This is a genomic window from Streptomyces sp. NPDC046197 (assembly GCF_040646295.1).
Lineage (GTDB): Bacteria > Actinomycetota > Actinomycetes > Streptomycetales > Streptomycetaceae > Streptomyces.
Genome location: NZ_JBEYZY010000011.1, coordinates 148,798 through 173,468 on the forward strand (window position 1 = coordinate 148,798; position 24,671 = coordinate 173,468).

The 24,671-nt window shown below is 68.6% G+C and carries 11 protein-coding genes and 1 pseudogene; 9 read left to right on the forward strand and 3 right to left on the reverse strand.

Going from position 1 to position 24,671, the window contains the following annotated elements; all coding sequences use genetic code 11:
• The first annotated feature begins 63 nt into the window (after positions 1–63).
• The 7 genes from AB0A61_RS17880 (at position 64) to AB0A61_RS17910 (ending at position 20,708) form a co-directional block, all read left to right on the forward strand.
• Positions 64–1,434, forward strand: a complete 1,371-nt coding sequence (locus tag AB0A61_RS17880; RefSeq protein WP_361292691.1) for a DUF317 domain-containing protein — start codon at positions 64–66, stop codon at positions 1,432–1,434.
• 261 nt (positions 1,435–1,695) lie between these two features.
• Entirely contained in the window at positions 1,696–6,378 is a 4,683-nt protein-coding gene (gene pglW / locus AB0A61_RS17885) for a BREX system serine/threonine kinase PglW (protein WP_361292695.1), read from the forward strand.
• Between the two features lie 59 nt (positions 6,379–6,437).
• On the forward strand, positions 6,438–10,193 hold the full coding sequence (pglX, locus tag AB0A61_RS17890) for a BREX-2 system adenine-specific DNA-methyltransferase PglX (RefSeq protein ID WP_361292697.1): 3,756 nt from the start codon (positions 6,438–6,440) through the stop codon (positions 10,191–10,193).
• Between the two features lie 23 nt (positions 10,194–10,216).
• The gene (locus tag AB0A61_RS17895) at positions 10,217–14,116 is read left to right on the forward strand and encodes a phage resistance protein (protein ID WP_361292699.1); all 3,900 of its coding nucleotides are present in this window, start codon (positions 10,217–10,219) and stop codon (positions 14,114–14,116) included.
• Positions 14,116–17,034 carry a BREX-2 system phosphatase PglZ gene (gene pglZ / locus AB0A61_RS17900; protein ID WP_361292701.1) on the forward strand — a complete coding sequence of 973 codons (2,919 nt, stop codon included), beginning with the start codon at positions 14,116–14,118 and terminating at the stop codon, positions 17,032–17,034. Before AB0A61_RS17895 ends, pglZ begins: the two co-directional genes overlap by 1 nt.
• A gap of 121 nt (positions 17,035–17,155) precedes the next feature.
• Positions 17,156–18,508 (forward strand): BREX system ATP-binding protein BrxD, encoded by a 1,353-nt coding sequence (gene brxD, locus AB0A61_RS17905; RefSeq protein WP_361292703.1) that lies wholly within the window; start codon positions 17,156–17,158, stop codon positions 18,506–18,508.
• 52 nt (positions 18,509–18,560) lie between these two features.
• A complete protein-coding gene (locus AB0A61_RS17910; protein WP_361292705.1) occupies positions 18,561–20,708 on the forward strand; it encodes a DEAD/DEAH box helicase in 2,148 nt (715 codons plus the stop codon).
• A 246-nt stretch (positions 20,709–20,954) separates the two neighbouring features.
• On the opposite strand, the gene AB0A61_RS17915 is transcribed toward AB0A61_RS17910, so the two are convergent.
• From AB0A61_RS17915 to AB0A61_RS17925, 3 genes are all read right to left on the reverse strand, one after another.
• The gene (locus AB0A61_RS17915) at positions 20,955–21,368 is read right to left on the reverse strand and encodes an NUDIX hydrolase (protein WP_361292707.1); all 414 of its coding nucleotides are present in this window, start codon (positions 21,366–21,368) and stop codon (positions 20,955–20,957) included.
• A 16-nt stretch (positions 21,369–21,384) separates the two neighbouring features.
• A complete protein-coding gene (locus tag AB0A61_RS17920; RefSeq protein WP_361292709.1) occupies positions 21,385–21,774 on the reverse strand; it encodes a hypothetical protein in 390 nt (129 codons plus the stop codon).
• Between the two features lie 444 nt (positions 21,775–22,218).
• Positions 22,219–23,115, reverse strand: a complete 897-nt coding sequence (locus tag AB0A61_RS17925; RefSeq protein WP_361292711.1) for a DUF5655 domain-containing protein — start codon at positions 23,113–23,115, stop codon at positions 22,219–22,221.
• 587 nt (positions 23,116–23,702) lie between these two features.
• Between AB0A61_RS17925 and AB0A61_RS17930 the strand changes: the two genes are divergently transcribed.
• Together AB0A61_RS17930 and AB0A61_RS17935 are read left to right on the forward strand one after the other, a co-directional pair.
• Positions 23,703–23,978, forward strand: coding sequence for a helix-turn-helix domain-containing protein (locus tag AB0A61_RS17930; RefSeq protein ID WP_361292713.1), 276 nt, complete (start codon positions 23,703–23,705; stop codon positions 23,976–23,978).
• Positions 23,979–24,072: 94 nt separating this feature from the next.
• A pseudogene (locus AB0A61_RS17935) lies at positions 24,073–24,657 on the forward strand (serine hydrolase); the annotation flags it as partial.
• Positions 24,658–24,671: the final 14 nt, after the last annotated feature.

Sequence of the window (24,671 nt, forward strand, 5' to 3'; positions counted from 1 at the left end):
CCCCACTCACGCCGGTGGCCGGACCCGAAGGCCCGGCCACCGGCAGAAGAGACGACACCCAACGTGACTACCTCCATCGACGCTCACGTCCGCCTCGACACCCACCCAACCCATCCCAGCGCCGTGACCGCTGTCCTGACCGGCAGCCAGGCCCGCATCGCTCTCATGGCTCTGGAGGCAGCCGACTGGGCCGTCCTCGCCGACAACGTCCTGGTCCTGGCTCGCATCGACCACGAGGAGCCCTACTGGGCTGAGGATGCAGCCAATCACCTGTCCGCCGGCGGCATCACCGTCGAAATCACCCCTCGACTCCGGGAGGCCATGGACGAGGAATGGACCTGGGCGGACTATCCGATGCCGTGGTGCACCCGCAGCGAGATCCGCGAGGTCTCCAACCAGGCGCAGAAGATCCACGACGACATCCGCTACGGCCATCTCCTCATCCACGCACACGCCCACGACGGCCACACCACCGTCGCGGTCGGCACGTACCTCGGCCGCAACGGCAAGTCCGTCTACCTCCACGGCGAGGACCACCTGCGCCAGGTCGCCGACACCTTCGACTCACCCGCCCAGGCCCTGCTCGCCTTCGAGAAGATCCACGGCACCGACATGCGCCCCGGTCCGGCACCCCTGACCGACGCCGAGCGCGCCGCCGTCGAGGCCCGCGCCACCTTGGACCTCGGCGCAGCGAAACCCGGGCCTCACCGCCCGGAGCCGGAGACCGTCCCCGTCTACCTGGCCGATGCAGGCGACCACGACGCCCTCCTCGACTCCTTCCTCGACCGGCACGGCGAGTTCGAGAAGTGGCGGACCTGGTCCGACGAGACAACCCACGTCATCCACGAGTCGCAGACCCTGCGCATCGAGCGCGTCCACGAGACCCCGGCCCACGAGACCGCGTGGACCGTAGCCGCCTACGAGACGCCCGTCTCCGACCGCATGTGGGTCCTCACCGCGACCGGCGCCACCCCCGCCCCGGTGATAGCGGAACTTCTGAATCACCTCGCCGACGGCGACGGCTGGGACACGACCACCGGCGTCCCGGTGGACGAGAAGAGGGTCACCGCGGCCACCCAGCCGCTCTCCGACGCCGGATGGAAGCACACCGTGGACGGGCGATGGATCCGCTGGACATCCCCCGACGGGAACGTGGGCGTCCAGTTCGACGCCTTCACAGCACAACACCCGAATCAGAACCTGGCCACCTGGACCGTCTGGGCCGGCCCCGGACCGGACCGGCCCATCTGGACCATCACCGCGTCCCCGCATACCCCGAGTTCGCTGCTGGCCGATCTCTCCGAAACCCTCGCCCACGAGACCGGCACGCGCCAGGCACAGCCTGCGGGCCGCGAACACAGGACCAGCCTCGCTACCAGTCCGCCGGCCACGCCCATGTTTACGGCCGACCCAGCCGTCAGCCGTTCACGCTGAGCATTGGCGCACACGAGCGGGGCAACACAGTGCGGGATCGCCGGTTGGTCAAACCAGCGATCCCGCGCACATTCGTTCGCGGCGCACTCTGCCCCGTTCCATCGACGCCGGGCCTGGGATTCCGCGGCCTCGGCCGTAGCACGCTCAGGCCGCTATTGATGTCAGTGACACCCTTTAGGATTCGGTCCGAGGGTTGAGCTGTGCTTCCTGAACGCAACGGCAGGAACTACGGCAGGCTTACAGACACGGACGGGGAGCCGCATGCTGGAAGACCGGTGGACGACGGTCACCGAGTCCGAGTATGAGCACGAGCGCCGTGGTCTTGAGGCGATCCGCCGGCGTCTGCCAGATGAGGAGCCGTGGCGTGCCTGGACGAACTTCATGTTCACCGCGAACAGCGGGCACGTCCGTGAGGTCGATCTTCTGGTGGTAGCGCCGGCCGGGGTCTTCCTGGTCGAGTTGAAGGACTGGCACGGCTCGGTCCACGGCGGCGGCAACGACTGGGTGCAGACCACGCCCAGCGGGACCAGCCGTCGGCACGGCAATCCGCTGCACCTGGCGAACCGGAAGGCCAAGGAGCTGTCGGGCCTGATCAACGGCGTCTCCGGTCGGCCCGCGCACCGAACGAAGATCTGGGTGGGTGAGGCTGTCTGCTTCACGGACGACAAGCTTCAGGTGAACCTTCCGGCTGCCGACATGAACGGCGTGTTCACGGTCAAGCAGCTGGTGGAGATGCTGGCCGTGCCGCCGGGAGACGCCCGCTACCAGATCACAGCCGAGGCATCCCGCTCTGTCGATGCAGCCCTGAAAAAGCTCCGTATCGCACCGATCCGCCGCCAGTACGAGGTGGGCTCCTACCTCCTGGAGGCGAAGGCGTTCGACTCCGGGCCGTCCTGGGCCGACTATCTGGGACGCCATTCCCAGCTGCACGATCTGGCACGGGTGCGGGTCTTCCTCAGTGAACGTGGTGCCTCCGACGACGAGCGGCGCTCGGTGGAGCGTGCCGCCGCCCGCGAGGCATCGGTACTCAGCCGTTTTCGTCATCCCGGTGCGGTACAGCTGAAGAATTATCTGCCGTCGGGGCATCCCGCCGGGCCCGCGATCCTCTTCGACTACCACCCGGAGACGCTGCGCCTGGACGATTACCTGGTCCAGCGCGGTGAGGGTCTCGATCTGCAGGGGCGCCTCGCGCTGGTGCGGCAGCTTGCCGAGACGGTGCGCTCCGCGCACTCCCGGCGGGTCCACCACCGCACGCTGTCGGCGCACGCGGTGCATGTGATTCCGCGCGACCGCGGTCCACGCGGGCGGGAGCTCGGCGAGGAGCAGCGCTGGCTGCGTCCGTGGACGCAGATCGCGGATTGGCAGATCGCCACTGGGCAAAGCTCCAGCCGCGGCCGGCCGCTGACCCTGGCTCCGACTAACGTGACGGGGTTCCATGTCGCCGAGCAGGCTGATCCCTATCTGGCTCCGGAGCTGAGGATTCCGAAGGCCGATCCGGTGCGCCTCGATGTGTACGGGCTCGGCGTGCTCACGTATCTGCTGGTGACCGGGCAAGCGCCTGGCGCGAGCCAGAGCGAGGTCATGGCACGTCTGGAGGCCGGCGAGAGTCTGCGTCCCAGCGCGCTCGTCGACGGTCTCAATCCGGACATCGACGATCTGGTGGAGGCATCCACCGCGTACGAACCGGGTCGGCGTCTGTCCACGGTCGACGACTTCCTGGAGATGCTGGAGTACGTCGAGCAGGCATTCGTCGAGGAGGTCCCGGGCGGCGGGGATGCGGCTGCAGTCGCGGGCGGGGACGGCGGTTCAGCCGCAGGCGTGGGCGAGGAAAGATCCGAGCCGGAGAAGGACCCGCTGGAGGCCGTGGCCGGGGACGTACTGGCCGGACGCTGGGAGGTCGTGCGCCGCCTCGGTACAGGCTCGACCGCGCGGGCCTTCCTGGTGCGGGATCTGGAGGGCGAGCCTCGGCGCAGCGGCGGCCTGCCGGTGGCAGTGCTGAAGGTCGCGCTGAGCGAGGCCAAGCATGCTGTCCTGGATCGTGAGGCGGAGGTCCTGGGCCGGATCCACAGGGACTCCAGCATCATTTCGCTGTACGAGCCGCAGCCCCTGACATTGGCTGGGCGCCGGGTCCTGGTCCTGGAGTACGTGGGCGACAGCCGGGAGCTGAAGGACCAGGACGGCAGTGCGAGTAAGGGGCCGCGCCGCAGGGAGGACACCGTTGCCCGCCAGCTGCGGGACAACGGCCGCTTGGGCATGGACCAGCTGGAGGCGTACGGGAAGTACCTCTTCGGTGCTGTGGAGCACTTGGAGGCGGAGGGGATCTGGCACCGGGATCTGAAGCCGGACAACATCGCGATCCGGGTCCGCCCCAACGGCACCCGTCAGCTGGTGCTGATCGACTTCTCGCTCGCCGGGTACCCGGCGAAGGAAATCGAGGCGGGCACCGAGGGCTATCTCGACCCGTTCGTGGGCGTCATCACGCGCGGCTCGTACGACGGGCACGCCGAGCGGTATGCGCTGGCCGTGACGCTGCATGAGATGGCGTCGAACGAGCTGCCCCGCTGGGGTGACGGCTCGGTCACGGCCCGGCAGACGGATGCGAAGGAATGGCCGTACCCGCAGCTGGCGGCAGACGCCTTTGAGCCGGCCGTCCGGGACGGCCTGGTGGCGTTCTTCCGTAAGGCGCTGGCCCGGGATGTGAAGGACCGCTTTCCGGATCTCAAGCCGATGGAGCGTGCTTGGCAGCGGATCTTCCTAGACGCACAGCAGACGACGGCGCCGAGCACTGGTCACGGTGAGAAGTCGGGGCGCGGAGCGAAGGGCGGCACCGACGCGGTTGCCGAGTCGGCTGCGCAGCCGCGGATCGGGCGGGAGGATGACGACGTCTCCGCTGAGCAGGTCCGCGACCAGCAGGCCGAGCGCGCCGACCGAAAGACGCCGCTGTCGGTGGCGGGTCTGACGGTCGCAGCGCAGTCGCAGCTGTTCGCGATGGGGCTGAACACCGTCGGTGACGTCTTGGACTACTCGGCGAAGAAGTTCCTCACCGCGCCGGGCATGGGCTCGCGCACCCGGGAGGAGATCCAGCGCCGACAGAAAGAATGGAACGCGCGCCTGGGCAAGGCGGCTCCCACGCCGCTCAGCGCGGAGGCCCGCAAGGCGGCGGGCCAGGAGCTCTCCGACCTGGAGCGGGCGGTCGCGGAGTCGGTCGCCGGGGACGTCACCGACCCGCAGGTGCTGGGCGGCCTGAGCCTGGACGCGCTCGCCGCCCGTCTCGTACCGAAGCCATCCAGCGGTAGTGCCCGCTCCAATGCCAAGGAGCGCGAAGCAATCCGGCTGCTGCTGCGGCTGCCCGATGAGACAGGGACGCTGCCCGGGGGCCTGGCCTGGGTCCGGCAGCGGGACGTCGCCGATGCGGTGGGCCTGACCGCGGGCCGGATCCCGCAGATCGTGAAGAAGGCGCGCGAGCGCTGGTACAAGGACGCGGCCCTGGGGCTGCTGCGTGAGCAGGTGGTGGAGCTTCTGGCTGAGCGCGGCCGGGTGGCCCCGGTGATCGAGCTCGCCGACGCCCTCATCGCCCGGCGCGGCACCCAGCACGTGGAGCGGCGCAACCGGCGTGCACTCGCCCTGTCGCTGCTGCGTGCGGTGGTCGAACGAGAGAGTTACGACAACGAGTCCCCGCCGCTCTTCCGCTACTTCCACGCCCGCATGCCCAAGGGCGCCGATCCGGTACTCGGCCTGCTCGCCCTGGATGTCCGGGAGGACGTGGACGGTCCGGACACCCCGGCGCTGCCCGCCCTGCAGGAGTACGCGCTGAACCTGGGCGTGCGGGCCGACCGGCTCGCGGCGCTTGAGTCCCTGCCGACGGCGAGCACGGTCCTCACAGAGCTGGACGCGGTGCGACGGCCACCGGGCAGCCTGGGCTGGGATGAGCGGCGGACGGCCGAGATCGCGGTCGCCGCCTCCACCCGGGCCGCGCTCACCCCGCGCCTGGAGATCTACCCGCGCGACCTGGACCTGGTGCGTGCGCTGCGGATCACCCAGGCCGGCGTGGTCGCCGTCCAGCCGGGCGTCGAGGAGGAGCGGCAGCCGGGCCTGACGGTGGACGCGCTGCACAAGCGGGTCGCCACCCGCTTCCCCGACCTGGGCACCGATCCGCTGGCGCCGCGCGAGCTGCCCACGGGCAGCGCCCTGGTCCGCGCCCTGAAGCAGGCCGGCTTCGAGCTGAAACTGGCCACCCGCTACGACAAGGTGCTCCGACTCGTCCCCGATCGCCCCTCCGGGGACGCCACTGCCGGGCTGACCTCAGCGAGTTGGGGCGCCTCGGCGGCTCGCCGCTCCGCCCCCACCCAGTACGACGCGGACGCGGCCGTCGCCGCTGCCGTCAAGGCTGAGCAGCGACTTATGCACTCGGCGCGGCAGGACGGCTTCCGGGTCCTGACCGTGCCCCAGCGGCGGGCTGAGGACGCGGTGCGGCGGCTGGCCGGCGAACCATACAGGGCTCGGCCGGTGTCGGTGACCGGACTGTTCGTGGCCGAACTCCGCGGCGTGGTCGGCGAGGCTGCCCGTCCGACCTGGGAGACCGTCCTCAAGGCGGACGCCGCCGAGCCGGGTAGTCGAGCTCACCAACAACTGCGCATACGCACCGACAAGGCGTGGGGGCGGATCGAACCGCGGTTGCGGGAGCAGCTAGCGGAGGCTGATGGTCCGCTGTTGCTCACCGACACTGCAGTGCTGGCCCGCTACGACGCGCTCGACCTGCTCGGGCGGCTCTCGGAGGAGGCTCGGCAGGGCGGCAGCCCGCTGTGGCTGCTCGTCGCCCAGTCCGATCCGGCACGGGCGCCGCGGTTGGCCGGGCAGAGTGTTCCGTACCAGGCGGGGTTCGACGAGTGGATCGTTGTGCCTGACGCCTGGGTCGCACGCAAACACCTCGAGCCGGACGCCTGACCCCGCCCCTCCTACCCTGACCGTCTTTCGTCCTCTCGCTTTCTCCACAGGAGCCGTTCGTGATCGACCGCAAGATCCTCCTCGCCGACCTGCAGAAGCAGGTCAAGGCGGCAGAGACCGATCTGGAAAAGCAGGTCAAAGCCGTCCCCGAGGTCGGGACTCGGCTGCGCGGTGAGTATGAGCAGGCCCGGAAGCTGGGCCGTACGGCGGCGACGTGGAACGCCTGGCTCGGCGAGCGGATCACCCAGGTCGCGGTGGCCTGGGTGCTCGGCACGGTCTTCGTGCGGTTCAGCGAAGACAACCGGCTGATCGCCGAGCCCTACATCACCTCCCCCGACGTGGCAGGGCGGGAGACCGCCCAGGCGCGGTTCGAGGAGTACCTGGAGAGGGACGCCGACCCGACGTACCGCGGATGGCTGGAGACGGCGTTCGCTGAGCTGGGCGCCGGGCAGGCCGGGCGGCTGCTCTTCGATCGTGACCATAACCCGCTCTACCAGATCCCGCTGTCGCACGACGGCGCCGGCGCGCTGCTCGCATTCTGGCGGGAGCAGCGCGCCAGCGGGGACGAAGGGGCTGGCAGTCCCGTTCTCGTGCACGACTTCAGCGACCCGCTGAGCGCGGACGGCACCGAGGGATGGGACACCCGGTTCCTGGGCGACCTGTACCAGGACCTGAGCGAAGCTGCCCGCAAGACGTACGCGCTGCTGCAGACGCCGGAGTTCGTGGAGGAGTTCATCCTCGACCGGACGATGACCCCGGCAGTGCGTGAGTTCGGCTTCGAAGAGCTGAAGATGATCGACCCGACCTGCGGGTCCGGCCACTTCGTACTCGGCGCGTTCCGGCGGCTCGTGCGGATGTGGGCCGAGCAGCGGCCCGAGGTTGGCTCTTACGAGCGTGTACGAGCGGCCCTCAACTCGGTACACGGGGTGGACCTCAACCCGTTCGCAGTCGCAGTGGCCCGTTTCCGGCTCCTGGTCGCGGCGATGGCCGCGAGCGGCATGCGGACCTTCGAGGAGGCGCAGCGCTATGAGTGGCCCATCCAGCTCGCAGTGGGCGACTCGCTCATCAAGGACCGGCAGCTGGAGCTGCAGTTGGGGCTCGCTCTTGAGGAGGAGGGCGGCACGGCTGGTGACCCGCTCGCCGAGTTCTCGTACGCGACTGAGGACGTGGACGAGTACCCCGGGATCCTGGACCAGGGGCGATACCACGTAGTGGTGGGCAATCCGCCGTACATCACGGTCAAGGACAAGAAGCTGAATCAGCTGTACCGGGAGTTGTACGACGCGTGCGCTGGGAAGTACGCCTTGTCAGTGCCATTTGCTCAGCGGTTCTTCGAACTGGCCAAGCGAGGCGGAGCCGACGGTGATGGCTACGGCATGGTAGGGCAGATCACGGCGAACTCGTTCATGAAACGGGAGTTCGGAACGAAGCTCATCGAGGATTTCTTCGCGCATAAGGTCGAACTCACTGAGGTCATCGACACGTCGGGGGCATTCATTCCGGGGCACGGGACGCCGACGATCATTCTGATCGGCGCACCGAGAAGCGGCAGCACCCGATCACGGAGCATCCGCACCGTACGAAGCGTGCAAGGTGAGCCAGGCACGCCCGAGACCCCTGAGGACGGCTTTGTCTGGCGAGCAATCGTGAACCAGATCCAGGCCCCTGGGTCAGTCAGCCAGTGGGTCTCTGTGGACGACCTCGAGCGTGATCGCTACTTCAGTAAGCAACCGTGGATTCTGGCTTCTGGAGGTCTTGAGATCAACCAGGCCATTGAAGCGCGGAGCGCCGCACGGCTCACATCTGCAATCTCGCGCGAAATCGGTTTCGCGAGCTTCTCGGGAGTAGATGACGCCTTCTACCTCCCCGCCGATTGGCATCGGAGATTCGGAACCCCAGAGCATCTGCAGCGCCCGATGGTTGTGGGCGAAGACGTTCGCGACTGGATCCTGACGCCAGCCGAGGTGGCGTTGACGCCCTACGACAGCAACGGCAAACTCGTAGCACTGGAACACGATGCGCCGTGGGGTCGGCATCTGTGGAAGTACAAGCAGGTCATGGGGCGTCTCACGGACTTCTCTGGACAGACCCGCTTCGACGCCAATATTCCCTGGTGGTCCTGGTATCGCTGGGTTGCCGATCGCTACAAGATTCGCGAAACCATCTCGTTTAGTCATGTTGCTACTCATATGCATGCAGCATTCGAAAACTCAGGATTGGCCTACAATCAGCACGCACCGGTAATTAAGCTGCGGGAGGGTGCTTCGACTGAGGAATACGTGCAGCTGCTTGGGCTACTCAATAGCTCTACAGCAGGTTTCTGGCTTCGCATGGTTTGCCATGACAAGGGAAACCGAGGCGGCGAACGCGGTACGGGCCGTTACGCCTGGGAAAGCTTCTTCGAATTCACTGGCACTGCCCTGCAGGATTTCCCTCTTCCTTCCGAGTACCCCGTCGCCCTCGCCACCGAGCTTAATGCCCTCGCCCAGCAGCTCTCCGCGACGACCCCCGTCGCCCTCGCCACCGAGACCATCCCCACCGCCGCTGCCCTCCGCGAGGCTCAGGCCCACTACAACTCCACCCGCGCTCGCATGATCGCCCTCCAGGAGGAGCTGGACTGGCAGGTGTACTCCCTCTACGACCTTCACTCCGAGGATCTGCGCCTGCGCGACACCTCCACTGTGCCCGAACTTGCCCTCGGCGAGCGAGCTTTCGAGATTGTGCTCGCACGACGCGTCGCGGCCGGTGAGGCCAGTGACGAGTGGTTCAAGCGACACGGCTCGAAGCCGATCACGGAGATCCCTGCGCACTGGCCCGCCGACTATCAAGCGCTCGTGCAGAGGCGGATCGAGGTCATCGAGTCGAACCGTGCCATCGGCATGGTGGAGCGCCCCGAGTACAAGCGGCGCTGGGCCACCGAGGGCTGGGATGCTTTGCGGCAGAAGGCGCTGAAGTCCTGGCTGCTCGACCGAGTCGAGGACCGCGCGTACTGGTTCGACGCCAGCGGCAATCCCACCGTCACCACACTCGCCCGCCTCGCCGAAACCCTATCCGCCGACGAGGACTTCACGTCCGTTGCCGAGCTGTACGCACCCCGACAGGACCTCGTGAAGACCGTGCGAGAGCTGCTGTCCGAGGAGCACGTGCCGTTCGTGTCCGCGCTGCGGTACAAGCCAGCCGCGTTGAAGAAGCGTGCCGACTGGGAGCAGGTGTGGAAGTTGCAGCGGGAGGAGGACGCGGCGCCCGACGAGCCTGCCAAGCGGAAGGTTCGTGAGCGGACGCCCGCACCGCCGAAGTACACCTCGGCGGACTTCCTTAAGCCGAGCTACTGGCGTGCGCGCGGCAAGCTGGATGTGCCCAAGGAGCGGTTCGTGTCCTACGGCACGGTCAACGCACAGTCGCCGGAGCTGTACGGGTGGGCCGGCTGGGATCACCTGGAGCAGGCCCTCGCGCTCGCCTCGTACATCCAGCAGGCTGGGCTCAGCGACGAGGACCTCGTGCCTTACCTGGCCGGGCTACTTGAGCTGCAGCCATGGCTGGAGCAGTGGTACGGCGAATACGACCCGGAGTTCGGGGCATCGCCGGCCGCCGAGATCCTGGCGTTCAGGCAGCAGAAGCAGGGCGAGCTCGGGCTGACCGACGATGCACTGCGGGCTTGGCGTCCGTCGGCCGGCAGCCGTGGACGCGGCGCGTTGAAGGCCAGCACATCGAGGGCGCGCACGGGCACGAAAGCCGCCGTCCAGACGTCCATCGTCGACGCCGACAACGACACCGTCACCGTCACCGAGGCCGTAAGCGGCGCAGAATCCGCCTGAGTAGGGCGAGGAGCAGACACACCATGGCGTTCATGAACAGGAACAATCCTCGTCCCGAGGACCGGCCGCTGCTTCGGGAGCTGATCGACATCCCGGAGTCGGTGTCCACCTCCGACTTTGTGTTGAAGCTGAACGAAGCGGTCACGCCCGAGGGGGCCGAAGCGGCGCTGAAGGACTACGTCGTCACCGACCGGCTGCTCGGCAACTTCGACGAAGCCCTCGACCTGATCAAGTCCGCGCTGGACAGCCGCTCGTCGAAGGCTGCCTATCTACATGGCTCGTTCGGTTCCGGTAAGTCGCACTTCATGGCGGTGCTCTACGCGCTGCTGTCACGAAACCAGGCCGCCCGGGCGCGCGGCGACCTCGACCCGGTGCGAGCCCGGCACGCCTGGCTCGACGCGGACGACCGCAAGTTCCTGCTGGTGCCGTACCACATGCTGGGCTCCAAGTCCCTGGAACAGCGCGTCCTCGGCAAGTACGTGGAGCACGTACGGAAACTCCACCCAGACTGCCCGCTGCCGCAGGTCTACCGGACTGACGGGCTCTTCGAGGACTTCGCCGAGCAGCGCCGCCGGAACGGCGACGAGCGGGTGATCGCCCAGCTCTCCGATGCCAGCGACGGCCAGGAGGACGAGTGGGGTGACTCCTTCGCCTGGACCACTGAGCTGCTGGACCAGGCGGTGAACGCGCCGGAGGAGCATGAGAACACTAAGGACCTCGACCTGGAGAACCCTTCCACGCCGCGGGAACTGCGGGCCCGTCTCGTGCAGGACCTCACTGAGACCCTGTTCCCGTCGTTCTCTCGCAACGCCTCCGAGGACGCCGACGGCTTCGTCTCGCTGGACAAGGGTCTCGGCATCATCGCCGCGCACGCCAAGTCTCTTGGCTACGACGGTCTCGTTCTCTTCATGGACGAGTTGATCCTGTGGCTGGCCTCCCGCATCCACGACCAGAAGTTCGTCTCCCGCGAAGCCGACAAGATCACGAACTTTGTTGAGGGCGGCGACGAGCGGCGCGCCATCCCGGTGGTGTCATTCATCGCCCGCCAGCGCGACCTGCGTGAGCTGGTCGGCGAGGAGATGTCAGGGGCCGCCGAGGCCGCCGTCCAGGACAGTCTGAAGCTCAGCGGCGGGCGCTTCGACAAGATCGTCCTGGAGGACCGCAACCTCCCACAGATCGCGCAGGCCCGCCTGCTCAAGCCCACCAGCCCGGAGGCCGAGGCGAAGGTGGAGGCGGCGTTCGCCGAGGCCAAGAGACTCGGTCCGGACGTGTGGGACACCCTGCTCGGCCATGACAAGTCCACCACCGGCGCGGACGAGGGCGCGTTCAGGCGGACGTACCCATTCCCGCCGGCGTTCATGGACACCCTGGTACACATCTCCGCGGCCCTGCAGCGCTCCCGCACCGGCCTGAAGCTGATGAGCCAGCTGCTCGTCGATCACCGCGACGACTGGCGGCTCGGGCAGCTTGTGCCGTTGGGCGACCTGTACCCGGCGATCGCGGGCGGCGGCGACAAGGCGTTCAGCGGGGAGACCAGTGTTCACTTCGAGGCTGCCGACAAGCTGTACCGGGACAAGCTGCGACCGTACCTGCTGAAGACCAACCAGATCACCGAGGACCAGGTCGAGGCGTACCGACGCCGCCCCGAGACCCTCGGCGACCCGCAACTTGCGGCGCGCTGCCGCGACTTCACCGGTGACAGCCGACTGCTGCAGACCCTGCTGCTGTCTGCGCTCGCGCCCAGTGTGCCCGCGCTGGCCGACCTCACCCTGGCGCGGCTGCACGCCCTCAACCACGGCTCCATCACCACCCGCATCGCAGGGACCGAGGTCGGCCGGTTGGAGCAGAAGGCGAAGGAGTGGGCGGCGACCTTCCCTGAGATAAAGGTCACCGGTACCGGGCCGGGGGCGGTGGTGCGACTGGAGCTCACCGGCGTCGATCTGGACGCCGTCCTCGCCAACGCCCAGGTCCACAACAACCAGAACAACCGACGTGCCAAGATGCGCGGCCTGCTCAAGGAGGCGCTCGGCGTCAGCGACGGGCCTGGCGGCTTCGACGCGTACGACGTGCTCAACCTGGTGTGGAAGGGCACCGAACGGCAGGTCGAGGTGGTCTTCGGTAACGTCGCCGATGTCGACTCGCTGCCCGAGGCGACCCTGCGACCCAGCCAGGAGGACGCCTGGCGGCTCATTGTCGACTTCCCCTACGACGAGGGCGAGTTCGGGCCGATGGATGACCTGCAGCGGCTGCGCGCCCTGCGGGAGAAGCCGGGCGGTGACTCACGCACCCTGGCCTGGCTGCCCACCCACCTGACCGACGCTTCCCGCAGCGACTTCGAGCGCCTCGTCGTCATCGACAAGGCCCTCGCTGACGAGACCCGCTTCGACTCCGACTTCGCGCGCAGCCTCAACGCCGACGACAAAGAGCGTGCCAAGGGCATGCTCCAGTCGCAGCTGCTCATCCTCACCGAGCGCGTCACCCAGGCGCTTCGGCAGGCGTACGGGCTCACGCAGAAGCAGGAAGGGGTCGTCGACCTCAGCTTCGACACCCACCTGGTCGCCCAGCAGGACGTGCCCGAGCTGCGGCTCCCGCTCGGCGCGACCCTGGATACCGCCGCCCGCGACCTCGCCGGCAAGCTGCTCGCCCACCAGTACCCCGCCCACCCCGACCTGGACCCCGACGGCACTGGCAGGCCCGTGAAGCCCGCCGATATCAAAACCGTCTTCGAGTATGTCCGCAAGGCCGCCGAGAACCGTGACGGCCAGACCGAGGTCGACTCCAAGGACCGCAAGACCATGGCACGGATCGCGGGCGGTCTTGGGCTCGGCGCCATGCGGGAGGCGTACTACCGGCAGTCCACCGCCTGGCCCGACCACTTCAACGACCGAGCCCGCCGGAACGGCACCGCCGAGCCGACCCTGGTCAAGCTCTCCGACTGGAGCGACCTTCCCGAGCCGCGCGGACTACCCGAGCCGCTGCGCCGACTGCTCGCCGCCGCGTACGCCGAAATGACCGACCGGGTGTGGGTGCGCGGCGGCGTCCCCGTCGAACCCGCGCCCGCACCGCACGAGCTGAAGGGCGACTACGCCCTGCGCGAGCAACAACTGCCCACCGAGAGCGACTGGGCAGAGGCGCGCAAGCGGTTCGAGACCATGCTCGGCGACCAGGCGCCACAACTGCGGCGCGGCCGGATCGTCAACCAGTTCGCCGCACAGATCAAGCAGGCCGCCGCTTCACTCGGCCAGGACGCCGGACGGCTCGTCGGGGAGCTGGAGAAGCACCGTGCCTTCCTCCAGCTGAACGACGACTCCCCCCGGCTCGTCCTTGCTCGGCGGGCGCAGGAGCTGGTCAAGGAGGTGACGGAAGCGGGCATCGAGGCGAAGACCGTCGTGGACCGGCTCGCCCGCTTCCCTCTCGGCGACTTTTCCGCACACCGGTACGGCATGTCGTTGAAGAGCGCCGGGAAGGTCGCCAGCGCGCTGCAGAACACCAGTTGGGACCAGCTGAGCCTGGCCGACACCCTCGGCGTGGACGGCGCGGCCGTCCTGGAGCGGGTGCGGGATGCAGCGGCCGGCGACCCGGGTGACTACCCCGACCTGCCGGGCGTGCTGCACGCCAGCGGCCGGGAAGTGCTGTCCCTGCTGAGGTCTCGCCAGAGCACGACCGAGCGCCCCCAACCGTCGCCCACTCCGCCGCCGAGCTCCGACAGCGTGGACCTGAACGGCGGCTCCGCCCACCCGCAGGTGCTGCCGGAGCCGCCGCAGCAGCCGGGGCCGCGCACACCGTCCCGGTCCGTGGCCCGCTCCGGCGGCGGGCGGACCACCGCCGCCCGGGCCGCCGCCGAACTGCAGGCGGAGATCGCGGCGCTAGCGGCCGAGCACCCGAACGCCACCGTCGAGGTCACCTGGAAGGTCGTCGACTGATGTCCGACACGGTCACCACAGCCCCCCCGACCGCCGGCCCCGCCCGGCTGTCGGCAGGAACCGTCCGTCAGTACCTCGCCGCCCGCAGTCGGCTCGGTGACGGCACGGTCCGCGTACTGCTGCTGCGGGCCGCTCCCGTCTGGGACGGGCCCGCCGTGCAGCGTACGGCGAGCGGGCTGCAGGCGCGGGTGGTCGTCGCGCCCTCGGTGCTGGCCGTGCACGAGCAGATCCTGGGCCACCTCGACGCGCCGACTCCTCCCGACCCCAAAGTCCTGGTCGTCCTCACCGACCGCGAGGACACCGACCTGGACCCCGGGCTGCTCGCCCGCGTCTACGGCGGAAGGATCCGGTCCGTCGACAATTGGGAGGTCGTGCAGGAGGCGTTCGACGCGCGCGGTCTCGACGGGCGGCTGCGGAGGGAGACCTGGGCGGCCGAAGCGCTCCTTGACGCGGCGGCCAGCCGCGGTTGGCCCTCGCTCGGCAAGGGACTGCTCTCCCGAGACGAGGCCCTTACCCGGCTGGCCCGGCGTCGGCTCCGGCTCGGCCGCCGTGACACGGACGCGCTGGGCGGGCCGGCCGCACACGACGACGGGGACCGCATCGACCCCATCACCCTGTTCCGGTGGACCCACATCCCCGGCGGCCCCAACCTCCTGCGCGACCTACGCGGACCGGAACGGGCCGGCCTGGCCCGCTTCCTCGCCGAACCCGAACAGGCCGGCTCCACCGGAAAGATCATTACCGCCCTAGTAGACGCCGACCACGGGGCGGACGCAGCCGCCTACGCGGTCGTCTGCGCGGCTCTGTGGGGGCACGCGGAGGCCGACCACGACCTGTACCGGGCGCGCGGGCGCGCCGAGCGATGGCTCGGTGACCAGCCCCCCGCCCAGGGCGACGACCTTGACCGGCTGCTTGCCTCCTTCGGGCAAAGCGGTGAGGCGTACGTCCGCGGCCTCGTCGACCGGGGCGAACACCGGCTCGCCGACCCGGTCCTGAGCAGGGCCGCACAGCTCGTCACACAGTTCGGGGCGCAGACCGCTGCCGCTGCCAGTCCGCTGCTCGCCGCCGGACTCGATGCCCGCTTCACCGCCGCGGGCCGCGCCCTCGCCGACGGCGGTCCCGAGACGGTCACGGCTGCCATCACCGCGCTGGCCGAACACGCCCTGGCCGTCGACGGCGCCACCCAGGCCCGTATCGAACGGGTACGGATGGCAGGGCGGCTGCGGCGGTGGCTGGCGTCCCAGCCTGAAGTCGACATCGCCTCGGTGGCAGACGGCGCCGACCGCCAGATCCGCGAACTCGGCTGGGTAGATCGAGCCTTGGAACATTTGGACGCGGGCGGCGACGCAGATGACGCACTCGCCAACGCCTACAGCCGGATCGGCGAGCAGGTGCGCAGCAAACGTCGTGAGCTGGACCGCGCGTTCTCCGAGCGGCTCGCAGTGTGGACCGCAGATGGCACCGCCCCCGGCGCCATGCTCACCGTCGAAAGCTTCCTGGACCGGGTCGTCGCGCCCGTCGTGGACTGTCCCGGCCGACGGGTCCTGCTCCTCCTCATCGACGGAATGAGTGCGGCGATCGCAGCCGAACTGGGTGAGGAACTGCACGCACACTGGTCCGAGTTCGACCCGCTGCAGGGCGCGACCGGAGCACCGGTGAGGCGTGCCGTGGCCGCTGCGCTGCCCACCCTCACCACCGTTTCCCGCACCTCGCTGTTCGCCGGCACCCTGATGAAGGGCGACCAGAACGACGAGAAGCGGCTCTTCCCCCAGCACCCGTGCTGGAAGGGAGCCCCTGCGGCTGTCTTCCACAAGGACGATCTGCGCAGCCCCGACACCGGCTCGCCCTTCTCCACCGCCCTGACTGAAGCGCTCGCCGACGAGCGCACCCATGTCGCGGTCGTCCTCAACACCGTCGACGACCGGCTCGCCAAGGAGCAGAAGCTCGGCGACGGCGCCTGGGAGATCAAGGAGATCGGCGGCCTGGAACCGCTGCTGCGGGCCGCCCGCGCCAACGACATGACCGTGCTCCTCACCTCCGACCACGGCCATGTGGTCGAGCGACGCGGCAGCAAGATCGACACGGCCGCCGGCGCCATAGGGTCGGCCCGTCACCGCGCCCCCGGCGGACCCGTCACACCGGCCGAAATTGAGCTGTCCGGACCGCGGGTAGTCTGGCCGGAGCCCGGATCGCGGATCGTCGCGCTGCGGGACCACGACGCGCGGTACACCGCGCTCAAGGCTGGCTACCACGGCGGGGCAACCCTCGCCGAGTTCACCATCCCCCTCCTCGCCCTGCTGCCGTTCGGCGCTGAGCCACCTACGGGATGGCGTGAACTCAGCGACCCAGCGCCCGCATGGTGGGATCAGGACAACGAGGCCGCCACCGGACCAGGGTCCGAGACCAAGGCCGGAGCCGATGCCGTCGCGACACACGACGCCGCCGCAGCACGCCCAAGCCGCAAGCAGACCAAGAAGGCAGCCCCACCCGTCGCCGAGGGAGCCATCAGTCTCTTCGGCGAGGACGAGGTCACACCCCCCGCACCGCAGGAACCCGCCAGCCCTGTGGTGGAGCCTGTGGCCGTACCCGTCTCCGATCAAGCGGAGGACCCTGCCACCGCACTGGTGGAACGCCTCCTGGCCACCGAGCTGTACCAGGCACAGCTGGAACTGCTCGCCCGTGTGCCACGCGACAAGGCGGTCCTGCCGAAGGCTCTGACCGCGCTGGTCGAAGCGGGCACCCTGCCCATGACCGCCCTGGCCGAACGCGCCGGCCAGCCCGCCACCCGAGCCCCTGGCCTCGCCGCGACCCTGGCCCAGCTCCTCAACTATGACGGCGCCCAGATCCTGGAAATTCTCCCCGACAACCGCACCCTGCGCCTGCACCGGGGCCAGATGATCGAGCAGTTCGGACTGTGAACCGGGGGTCTGCGGCCATGCCGGGCGGTGCAGTCGGCCCGCCCGGCCGCTCCGAGCACCCGCGGCGCGGTGCACGCACGGGTGTCCGGCCAGGTGGGCAGCCGGATGGGAGACTATTCGGGTGAACGCGTTTGGATCTTCAGCATCCGGGGCTACCACCCCGGTCAGCGCGGTGCGGCGGCGTGCTGTCGTGGACGCGCTGCGGCGCGGCGCCGTCCCCGAGAGCGGCCTCGACCTGCTCGCCACCGGACTACACCGCTTCGAGCGGGCCATCGATGAGGAACTGGACACTGCCGCCGCAGGCGGTTCGGTGTTCAAGGCCGTGCGCGGCGAGTACGGATCCGGCAAGACCTTCTTCACCCGCTGGCTCGGCGAGCGCGCCAAACGGCGCACCTTTGCCGTGGCCGAGGTGCAGGTGTCAGAGACCGAGACCCCGCTGCACAAGCTGGAGACGGTCTACCGGCGACTCACTGAGCGCCTGGCCACCGCCAGCTTTCCGCCCAGCGCCCTGCGGCCGGTCGTGGACGCCTGGTTCTACGCGCTTGAGGAGGATGCACTCGCCGACGGCGCGAGCGAGAGCGAGCTGCCACAGGCCGTGGACCGGCTGCTCACTGCCCGCCTGGCCGAGGTGTCCCGACACGCCCCCGCGTTCGCCACCGCTCTGCGCGGATACAAGCAGTCCCTGGATGCCGGCGACGAGGCCACCGCCGCTGCGGTGATGGCCTGGCTCGGCGGCCAGCCGCACGTCGCCGCAGCCGCCCGGCGCAGTGCAGGCGTCCGCGGCGACCTCGACCACTTCGGTGCCTTCGGCTTCCTTCAGGGCCTGCTCACCGTGCTGAGGGACGCCGGGCACGCCGGCCTCGTCCTCGTCCTGGACGAAGTGGAAACCCTGCAACGGGTCCGCTCCGACGCCCGCGACAAGGCACTCAACGCGCTGCGGCAGCTCATCGACGAGGTCCACTCCGGCCGCTTCCCCGGCCTGTATCTCATCATCACCGGCACGCCCGCCTTCTACGACGGGCAGCAGGGCGTACAGCGACTCGCACCGCTCGCCCAGCGCCTCGCCACCGACTTCACCACCGACCCCCGCTTCGACAACCCGCGGGCCGTCCAGATCCGGCTGCCCGGATTCACCGAGGCATCACTGACCGGCCTGGGCGCCACCATCCGCGACCTGTATACCGAAGGCTCCCAGTCCCCCGACAGGATCAAGCAGCTTGCCGACGACGCCTACCTCACCGACCTGGCCCGGGCTGTGGGCGGGGCACTGGGCGGGAAGGTCGGAGTCGCACCACGGCTGTACCTGAAGAAGCTGGTTGGCGACGTACTCGACCGGATCGACCAGTTCCCCGACTTCGACCCGCGCAGGCACTACAAGCTGACCGTGGGCAGCAGTGAGCTCACCGCCACCGAACGGAACTTCGCCGCGCCCGCACCGGCCGCCTCGGCTGACGACCTCGACCTCGACATCTGACGACCCAGTCCCGAAGTCCCGAACTCTGACGAACAGCCCGGGAGTTGCAGACGTGCAGGAGCAGCCGCGCGGCACCGACCCGCTGGAGCGCCTTGACCCGGTAGTCCTGCACCACATCGTCAACACGCTCGGGTGGCCCGATCTGCGCCCTTTGCAGAAGGCGTCCGTTCACCCGCTGATGAACGGCGAGGACGCGGTCCTGCTCGCGCCGACGGCGGGCGGGAAGACGGAGGCCGCCACCTTCCCCCTGCTGTCCGCCATGCGAGACCAGCGCTGGACCGGCACCTCCGTCCTCTACCTGGCCCCGCTCAAGGCGCTCCTGAACAACCTGGTGCACCGGGTCGACAGCTACGCCCAGTGGCTAGGGCGCCGAGCCGCCCTCTGGCACGGCGACACCCCCGAGTCCGTACGCCGTCGCATCCGCACCGAATCCCCCGACTTCCTGCTCACCACGCCCGAGTCGCTCGAAGCGATGCTCATCAGCGTCAAGACCGACCACGCACACATGCTGGGCCGGGTGCGTGCCGTCGTCGTCGATGAAGTGCACGCCTTCGCCGGGGACGACCGCGGCTGGCACCTGCTCGCCGTACTCGAACGCCTGGAACGGCTCGCCGGCCACCGCATCCAGCGCATCGGCCTGTCCGCCACAGTCGGCAACCCCGACACCCTGCTCACCTGGCTCCAGGGCGCACGCACCGCCGACCGCCCCGGCCGGGTCGTCGCCCCCGGCGTCACTCTGCCCGACACAACCGACACCACCGAACACCCGCGCCCCGCAGGAGAGGTGGAACTCGACTACGTCGGATCGCTCGCAAACGCCGCCAAGGTGATCTCCGCCCTGCACCGGGGCGAGAAACGGCTCGTCTTCTGCGACTCCCGCAAGCAGGTGGAAGAACTCGGTGCGGCACTGCGCGCCCGCGACATCACCGTGTTCCTCTCACACGCCTCGCTGTCCACCGACGAACGCGCACGCTCCGAGCAGGCATTCGCCGAAGCCCGCGACTGCGTCATCGTCTCCACCTCCACCCTGGAACTCGGCATCGACGTCGGCGACCTCGACCGTGTCATCCAGATCGACTCACCCAGCACAGTGGCCTCGTTCCTGCAGCGCATCGGCCGCACCGGGCGTCGCGCCGGCACCTCCCGCAACTGCCTGTTCCTCGCCACCCGGCCCGACGCCCTGCTCCAAGCCGCCGGCCTCCTCACTTTGTGGGCCCGTGGCTGGGTGGAGCCCGTCACCCCGCCGCCCTCACCCCGCCATCTCGTCGCCCAGCAGCTCCTCGCCGTCACCCTGCAGGAACACCGCGTCGGCGACCGGCTGTGGCCTGAGCAGTGGAACGGCCTGGCTCCCTTCGACCAGTCCGCCGCGCCCCTCCTGTCGCACCTGGTTGCGGAAGGCTTCCTCGACAGCGACGGCGGCATGTTGTTCATCGGCTCCGAAGCTGAGAAGCACTTCGGCCGCCGGCACTTCATGGAGCTGACCGCCTCCTTCACCGCACCCCCTGAGTTCACGGTGCTCGCTGGACGCACCGAGATCGGCACCACCGACCCCACCGTCCTCACCGAAGAACGACCGGGCCCGCGCCGCCTGCTGCTGGCCGGCCGCAGCTGGCAGGTCACGTTCATCGACTGGGCCCGACGCCGTGCCTTCGTGGAACCCGTCGAGGACGGCGGCATCGCCAAATGGCAGGGCAGCGAAGCCCGCGGGCTGTCCTACATCCTCACCCGCGCCATGCGCGACGTCCTGCTCGGCACGGATCCCGACGTCCGCCTCACCCGCCGCGCCGTCGCGGCCCTTGCTGAACTCCGCATGGACCGCGCACCCCACGAAGTACACCCAGCGGGCACCCTGCTGGTCCGCGACGCCGACGCCACCCGCTGGTGGACCTGGGCCGGATACCGCGCCAACGCCACCCTCACCGCCTCCCTCGGCAACCTTGCCGACCCCGTCCAGCGCCCGACGGACACCCACATCCGGCTCCGCCAGGACCTCTCCCCCACCGACTGGAAAATCGCCCGCGCCGAACTCCCCGACTCCCTCACCCTGCCCACCGTTGACCCGCGGGCGGTCCGCGGCCTCAAGTTCTCGGCGGCCCTCCCGCCCCGCATCGCCACCACCACCCTCGCCGAACGCCTCGCCGACTTCGACGGCGCCCTCGCCGCAGCCCGCGAGCCCGTACGGATGGAATGGGGCACCTGAACAACCCGGAACACAGGCGAATTTTCGGGCGGCTGAGGTCCTTCTCGGCCTGGAGGACGCTCGCGCTCATCTCGATGTCGATGCGGTGGCCGGTGCTGTCTACCCACCTAGGCTTTCACCACGAGGGGCAGGCAGGTCCTGCTCACCGAGGTTGAGGTCCGCCTCCACCAGCCACGCCCCGGTTCCAGCCTTGATTCCAACGCACTTACTCGAGCTCAAGAGATCACCCATTTGAGCTGGAACCACTCAGGTTGCCATGACTGCGTCCAGATGCGCTTGCACCGGCTCGAACAGCCCATATGGCACGTACTGCGGAATATCGTCATGGGCGACCCACGCAAGCTCAGCCAACTCCTCGGCGTCCGCGACATAGGCAGTACCGCCCACCACCTCACAGGCCGTGTACGACATCAACCGACCCGTCTTCGGGTGGACCCGCTCGCCGAGCAGCTTCATGGCAACCACCTCCACCCCGGTCTCCTCGTGGGTCTCTCGTACGGCGGCGTCTTCGCGGCTCTCACCCGGCTCAATTTCGCCGGCCGGGAACTGCCACGAGAGCTGTCCTTCGCTGGCCCGGCGCCGCACCATGAGCACGCGCCCCTCGCTGACGACGATGGCCGCGGCGATGCCCGGCTGCTCCTCCGCGTTCTGCTGCGTCACGTCTGCTCCTGGGCGGTCAGGCGTAGGGGTCGACTTCGGGGTGCGTGAACCGCACGGGCTTGCCCAGCGACCGGGCGTAGGCGATTTCGGCTCGGGTGCTGTCTCCGATGTAGTCGCCGACTACGAGCACCTCATCAGCGAGCCGGATCTTCGCTCGGTGCAGATCGTCGAGTCGAATCTTCAGCGCCTCGGCCTCGGCAGGATCGGACCAAAGTTCGTGCGGCGACTTCATGTCGCAACCCGGTTTGACGACAATCTTTCCGGCTTTGGTCTCCCGCAGATCGGCCTCGGTCATCTCGGTCATGAAGCGGGTGGAGCCGCAGATCACGACGATACGCGGGAGGCTGAGCTGCTTCTTCGCGTCGGCGAGCTTCTCCTCGGGGGTGAGCAGTTGCGGGTGTGGCACTGGTTCCTCCTGGTGGTGTGGTCCAAGGGGTGCCTGCGGAGACGAGAACGAGGGTCTCCAAGATCGTTTTGTGACGATGTGGACACCCTCGCGACAGCACTCTATGCGACGACCGACGACATCCGAAGGAGCATCCCGAGCTGGCGCCGTGGCGCCCGCCGGTCGGCATTACGCCCCGCCTGAGCGATGCCGAACTGGTCACCCTCGCCACGAGCCCAACGCGCGGCACGCGATTTCTCCCATTCGGCCAGCGAGTCAAGCCGTTCAGCACAGCGTGTAGACCTGGGGCCGGCGCAACATAGCGTGGGATCGCCGGTTAGCCAAACCGGCGATCCCACGCATGATTGGTAGTCCACCGACACGACCTGCCCCTATGTCGAAAGGCATCACCCGACGAGCACGGGCCACCCAAGAAGCACGCACGGCCGAGAGACCCGCCAGCGATCACGCCGCCGCGTAACTCGCCATGAACAGACTTTGCGCCCGCTCCACGTCCCTCGGGGTGCGCAACTGCACCTCCAGATCACCTGTCCCGTGGTGACCGAGACCGGAGACATCCCGGGTGAATCCCGGTACGAGGTCGACATCCTTCGGGTCGACCTTCAGGTAGACCAGCAGCTTGCTCCGCTGGGGCGGACAGAGGCAGGCGAAGTTCCGAAGCCGCTGATACGCCCGGTACGTCTTGCGCTCGACGCGGTTCACACCGTCTCCAAGCGCGAGCAGTGTTTCATCGACCGCCCTCGCCAGCTCCACCATCGACGCGTCCTGGGCATCGGCTGCTGCCCGAGCAACTGCCTGGCGGCGCCCTTGGCGTACCACCTGCATATCGCCGCTCACGGACGCCACGGTCTCAAGCCCGAGCAGGTCGGTGCCGAAGAATCGGTAGCGGACCAGGTCGATCGACCGCCGGTGCTCGCGCACCGCATGCACGTCGTAGCGGGTGAAACCGCCAGCAATGCAGATCAGACGCGGACCGCTCCACAGGACCTGGGACGCGGCCGTCACCCCGAGCCGGTCGCGGACCAGGTGCTCGAACTCGGCACGGTGGTCCATTAGCCACGCCAGGTAGAACAGGCCCTGGTTGATGACGCCGGCGTCGACGCCGCGCTTGTACTCGACGATGACCGGCGATCCGTTCTCGTCCAGCCCGAGCGAATCGATCCGGCCCTTGTGGACCGGCCCGGTGCCGTACTCGCTCGCCAGGAAACGGACGCCTAGCAGCGTCTCCATGTGCGCCTCGACGAGACCCTGCACATCTGCCTCGACCTCAGCAAGACGCGGCATGACCTCGCTCACTCCGCATTGCGATGCATCCGTCCGGAACAACTTCAAGCCGACCACCCCCCGTTATCGCATAGGAGATCGACAACGTCGGACGGGCAGAGATTTGTTTCCGCAACCGGCGCGAGTCACGTGAAGAACGTGTGCGGGAGGCCCGATCGACCGGGTCAGTTGCCCCGGCGCGCAGCACGCAGGCCGGTGGTAGCCGTGATTCGTCGGCGTCCAGCACGAATCCAGCACGGTACAGGAGATGCTGGGTTGACGGCAGGTGGCGAGGGGTCAGAAAATCCAGCACCTATCCAGCACGGTGAACATCAACGGGCCTGACCCCGAAGAGCCAGACCCCAATTGACCTGCAGTGGTGCAACGGGGCGAACTGCGACCCATGCAACACCCAACTGATCCGTGGTAACCGTTCGTCACAGTGCTGGGCAATGCAGTGAAGTGCTGGACCTGCCGACTCCTCTCCGGCATCGTGCCTCACGCTGTCAGAGTGAGCCCCTCCACGGCGAGCGAGACAACATAGCCCCAAATCGCCGGTTAGCCAAACCGGCGATAACGCGGAGTATTGACGGTCCCCGCGATGACGGGCGCATGCGGTGTCCGTAGGCCCGACACGGGCTACCCGCCAAGACGAAAGTAATCGGATGCACACGCAGATCGAAGAGACTCTGGGCCCTCTCTATAGCCCCGCTCACATCCGCGCCACCTGGGGCGGAACGGGGAGCGTGGAGGACGCCTCAAAGGCGCTGGGATTCTCACGGGCCAAGGGATACGACCTGATCCGCAGCGGGCAGTTTCCGTGCCGTGTGCTACGCATCGGCCGTAAGACGCGTGTTGTCACGGCGTCCCTACTCCGCGTCCTCGAAAGCGGAGATCCGGAGTATAACGATGCCCGCGCCGGATGCCGCCCCACACCCTAAGCCAGCTTCGACGTGGCTCCGCTTCCGGCGGGGCTTCGTCGTTCCAAGCACGCCCTCTCACTACCCGCTCTGAAGGCAGACTGGCCAGCCGTGTCGCCGGGTCGAGTACACCGACCGGGCCGCGCTCATCCTCGGCTACCTCGCCGAACACCTCACCAGCCAACCCTTGGACCATCTGTCCACCGCCCGCACGTGGCACCCGCTGGGCATGAAGTCCACCCGCTTCGGCCCCCTGCCTACAAAGAATCGCTGCTCGCTGCGCCCCCACCGAACTCGACCAGGACACCGACAGCCACCTCAAGGGAACAGCTCACGACTTCTCCGCACGCCTCATGGGCGGCGTCTGCGGCATCGCCGGCGTCTTCACCGTCCTCGACGACCTCGCTGCCTTCCTGCGCTACATGTTGAACACCGACACCGCGCCCAGACAGGCTGGCTTCGGTCCCGCTTGGACCACCGAGTCGCTGACGATCCAGACCGGCGCGCTGCAACCCGCGCGCGGCTTCTTCTGGCATCCCGCCCCTGGCACCACCGCCGAACAGTCACGGGCACAGGAATGTGGGTCTCATCCACCAGGGGCCTGTGGGCAGTGCTCCTGACCAACAAGCTCTACTACACCCGCGACCGCGGACCACTGACCGATGTCCGCAACGCCTTCCGTGAACTCGCCTTCGTGTAAGCGGTGCGTGTGGC

What these genes read in the sequence shown, in the direction of transcription:
- pglW (WP_361292695.1), top strand. Translation starts at nt 1,696, where the DNA reads ATGCTGGAAGACCGGTGGACGACGGTCACCGAGTCCGAGTATGAGCAC.
- AB0A61_RS17895 (WP_361292699.1), top strand. Translation starts at nt 10,217, where the DNA reads ATGGCGTTCATGAACAGGAACAATCCTCGTCCCGAGGACCGGCCGCTG.
- pglZ (WP_361292701.1), top strand. Translation starts at nt 14,116, where the DNA reads ATGTCCGACACGGTCACCACAGCCCCCCCGACCGCCGGCCCCGCCCGG.
- AB0A61_RS17930 (WP_361292713.1), top strand. Translation starts at nt 23,703, where the DNA reads ATGCACACGCAGATCGAAGAGACTCTGGGCCCTCTCTATAGCCCCGCT.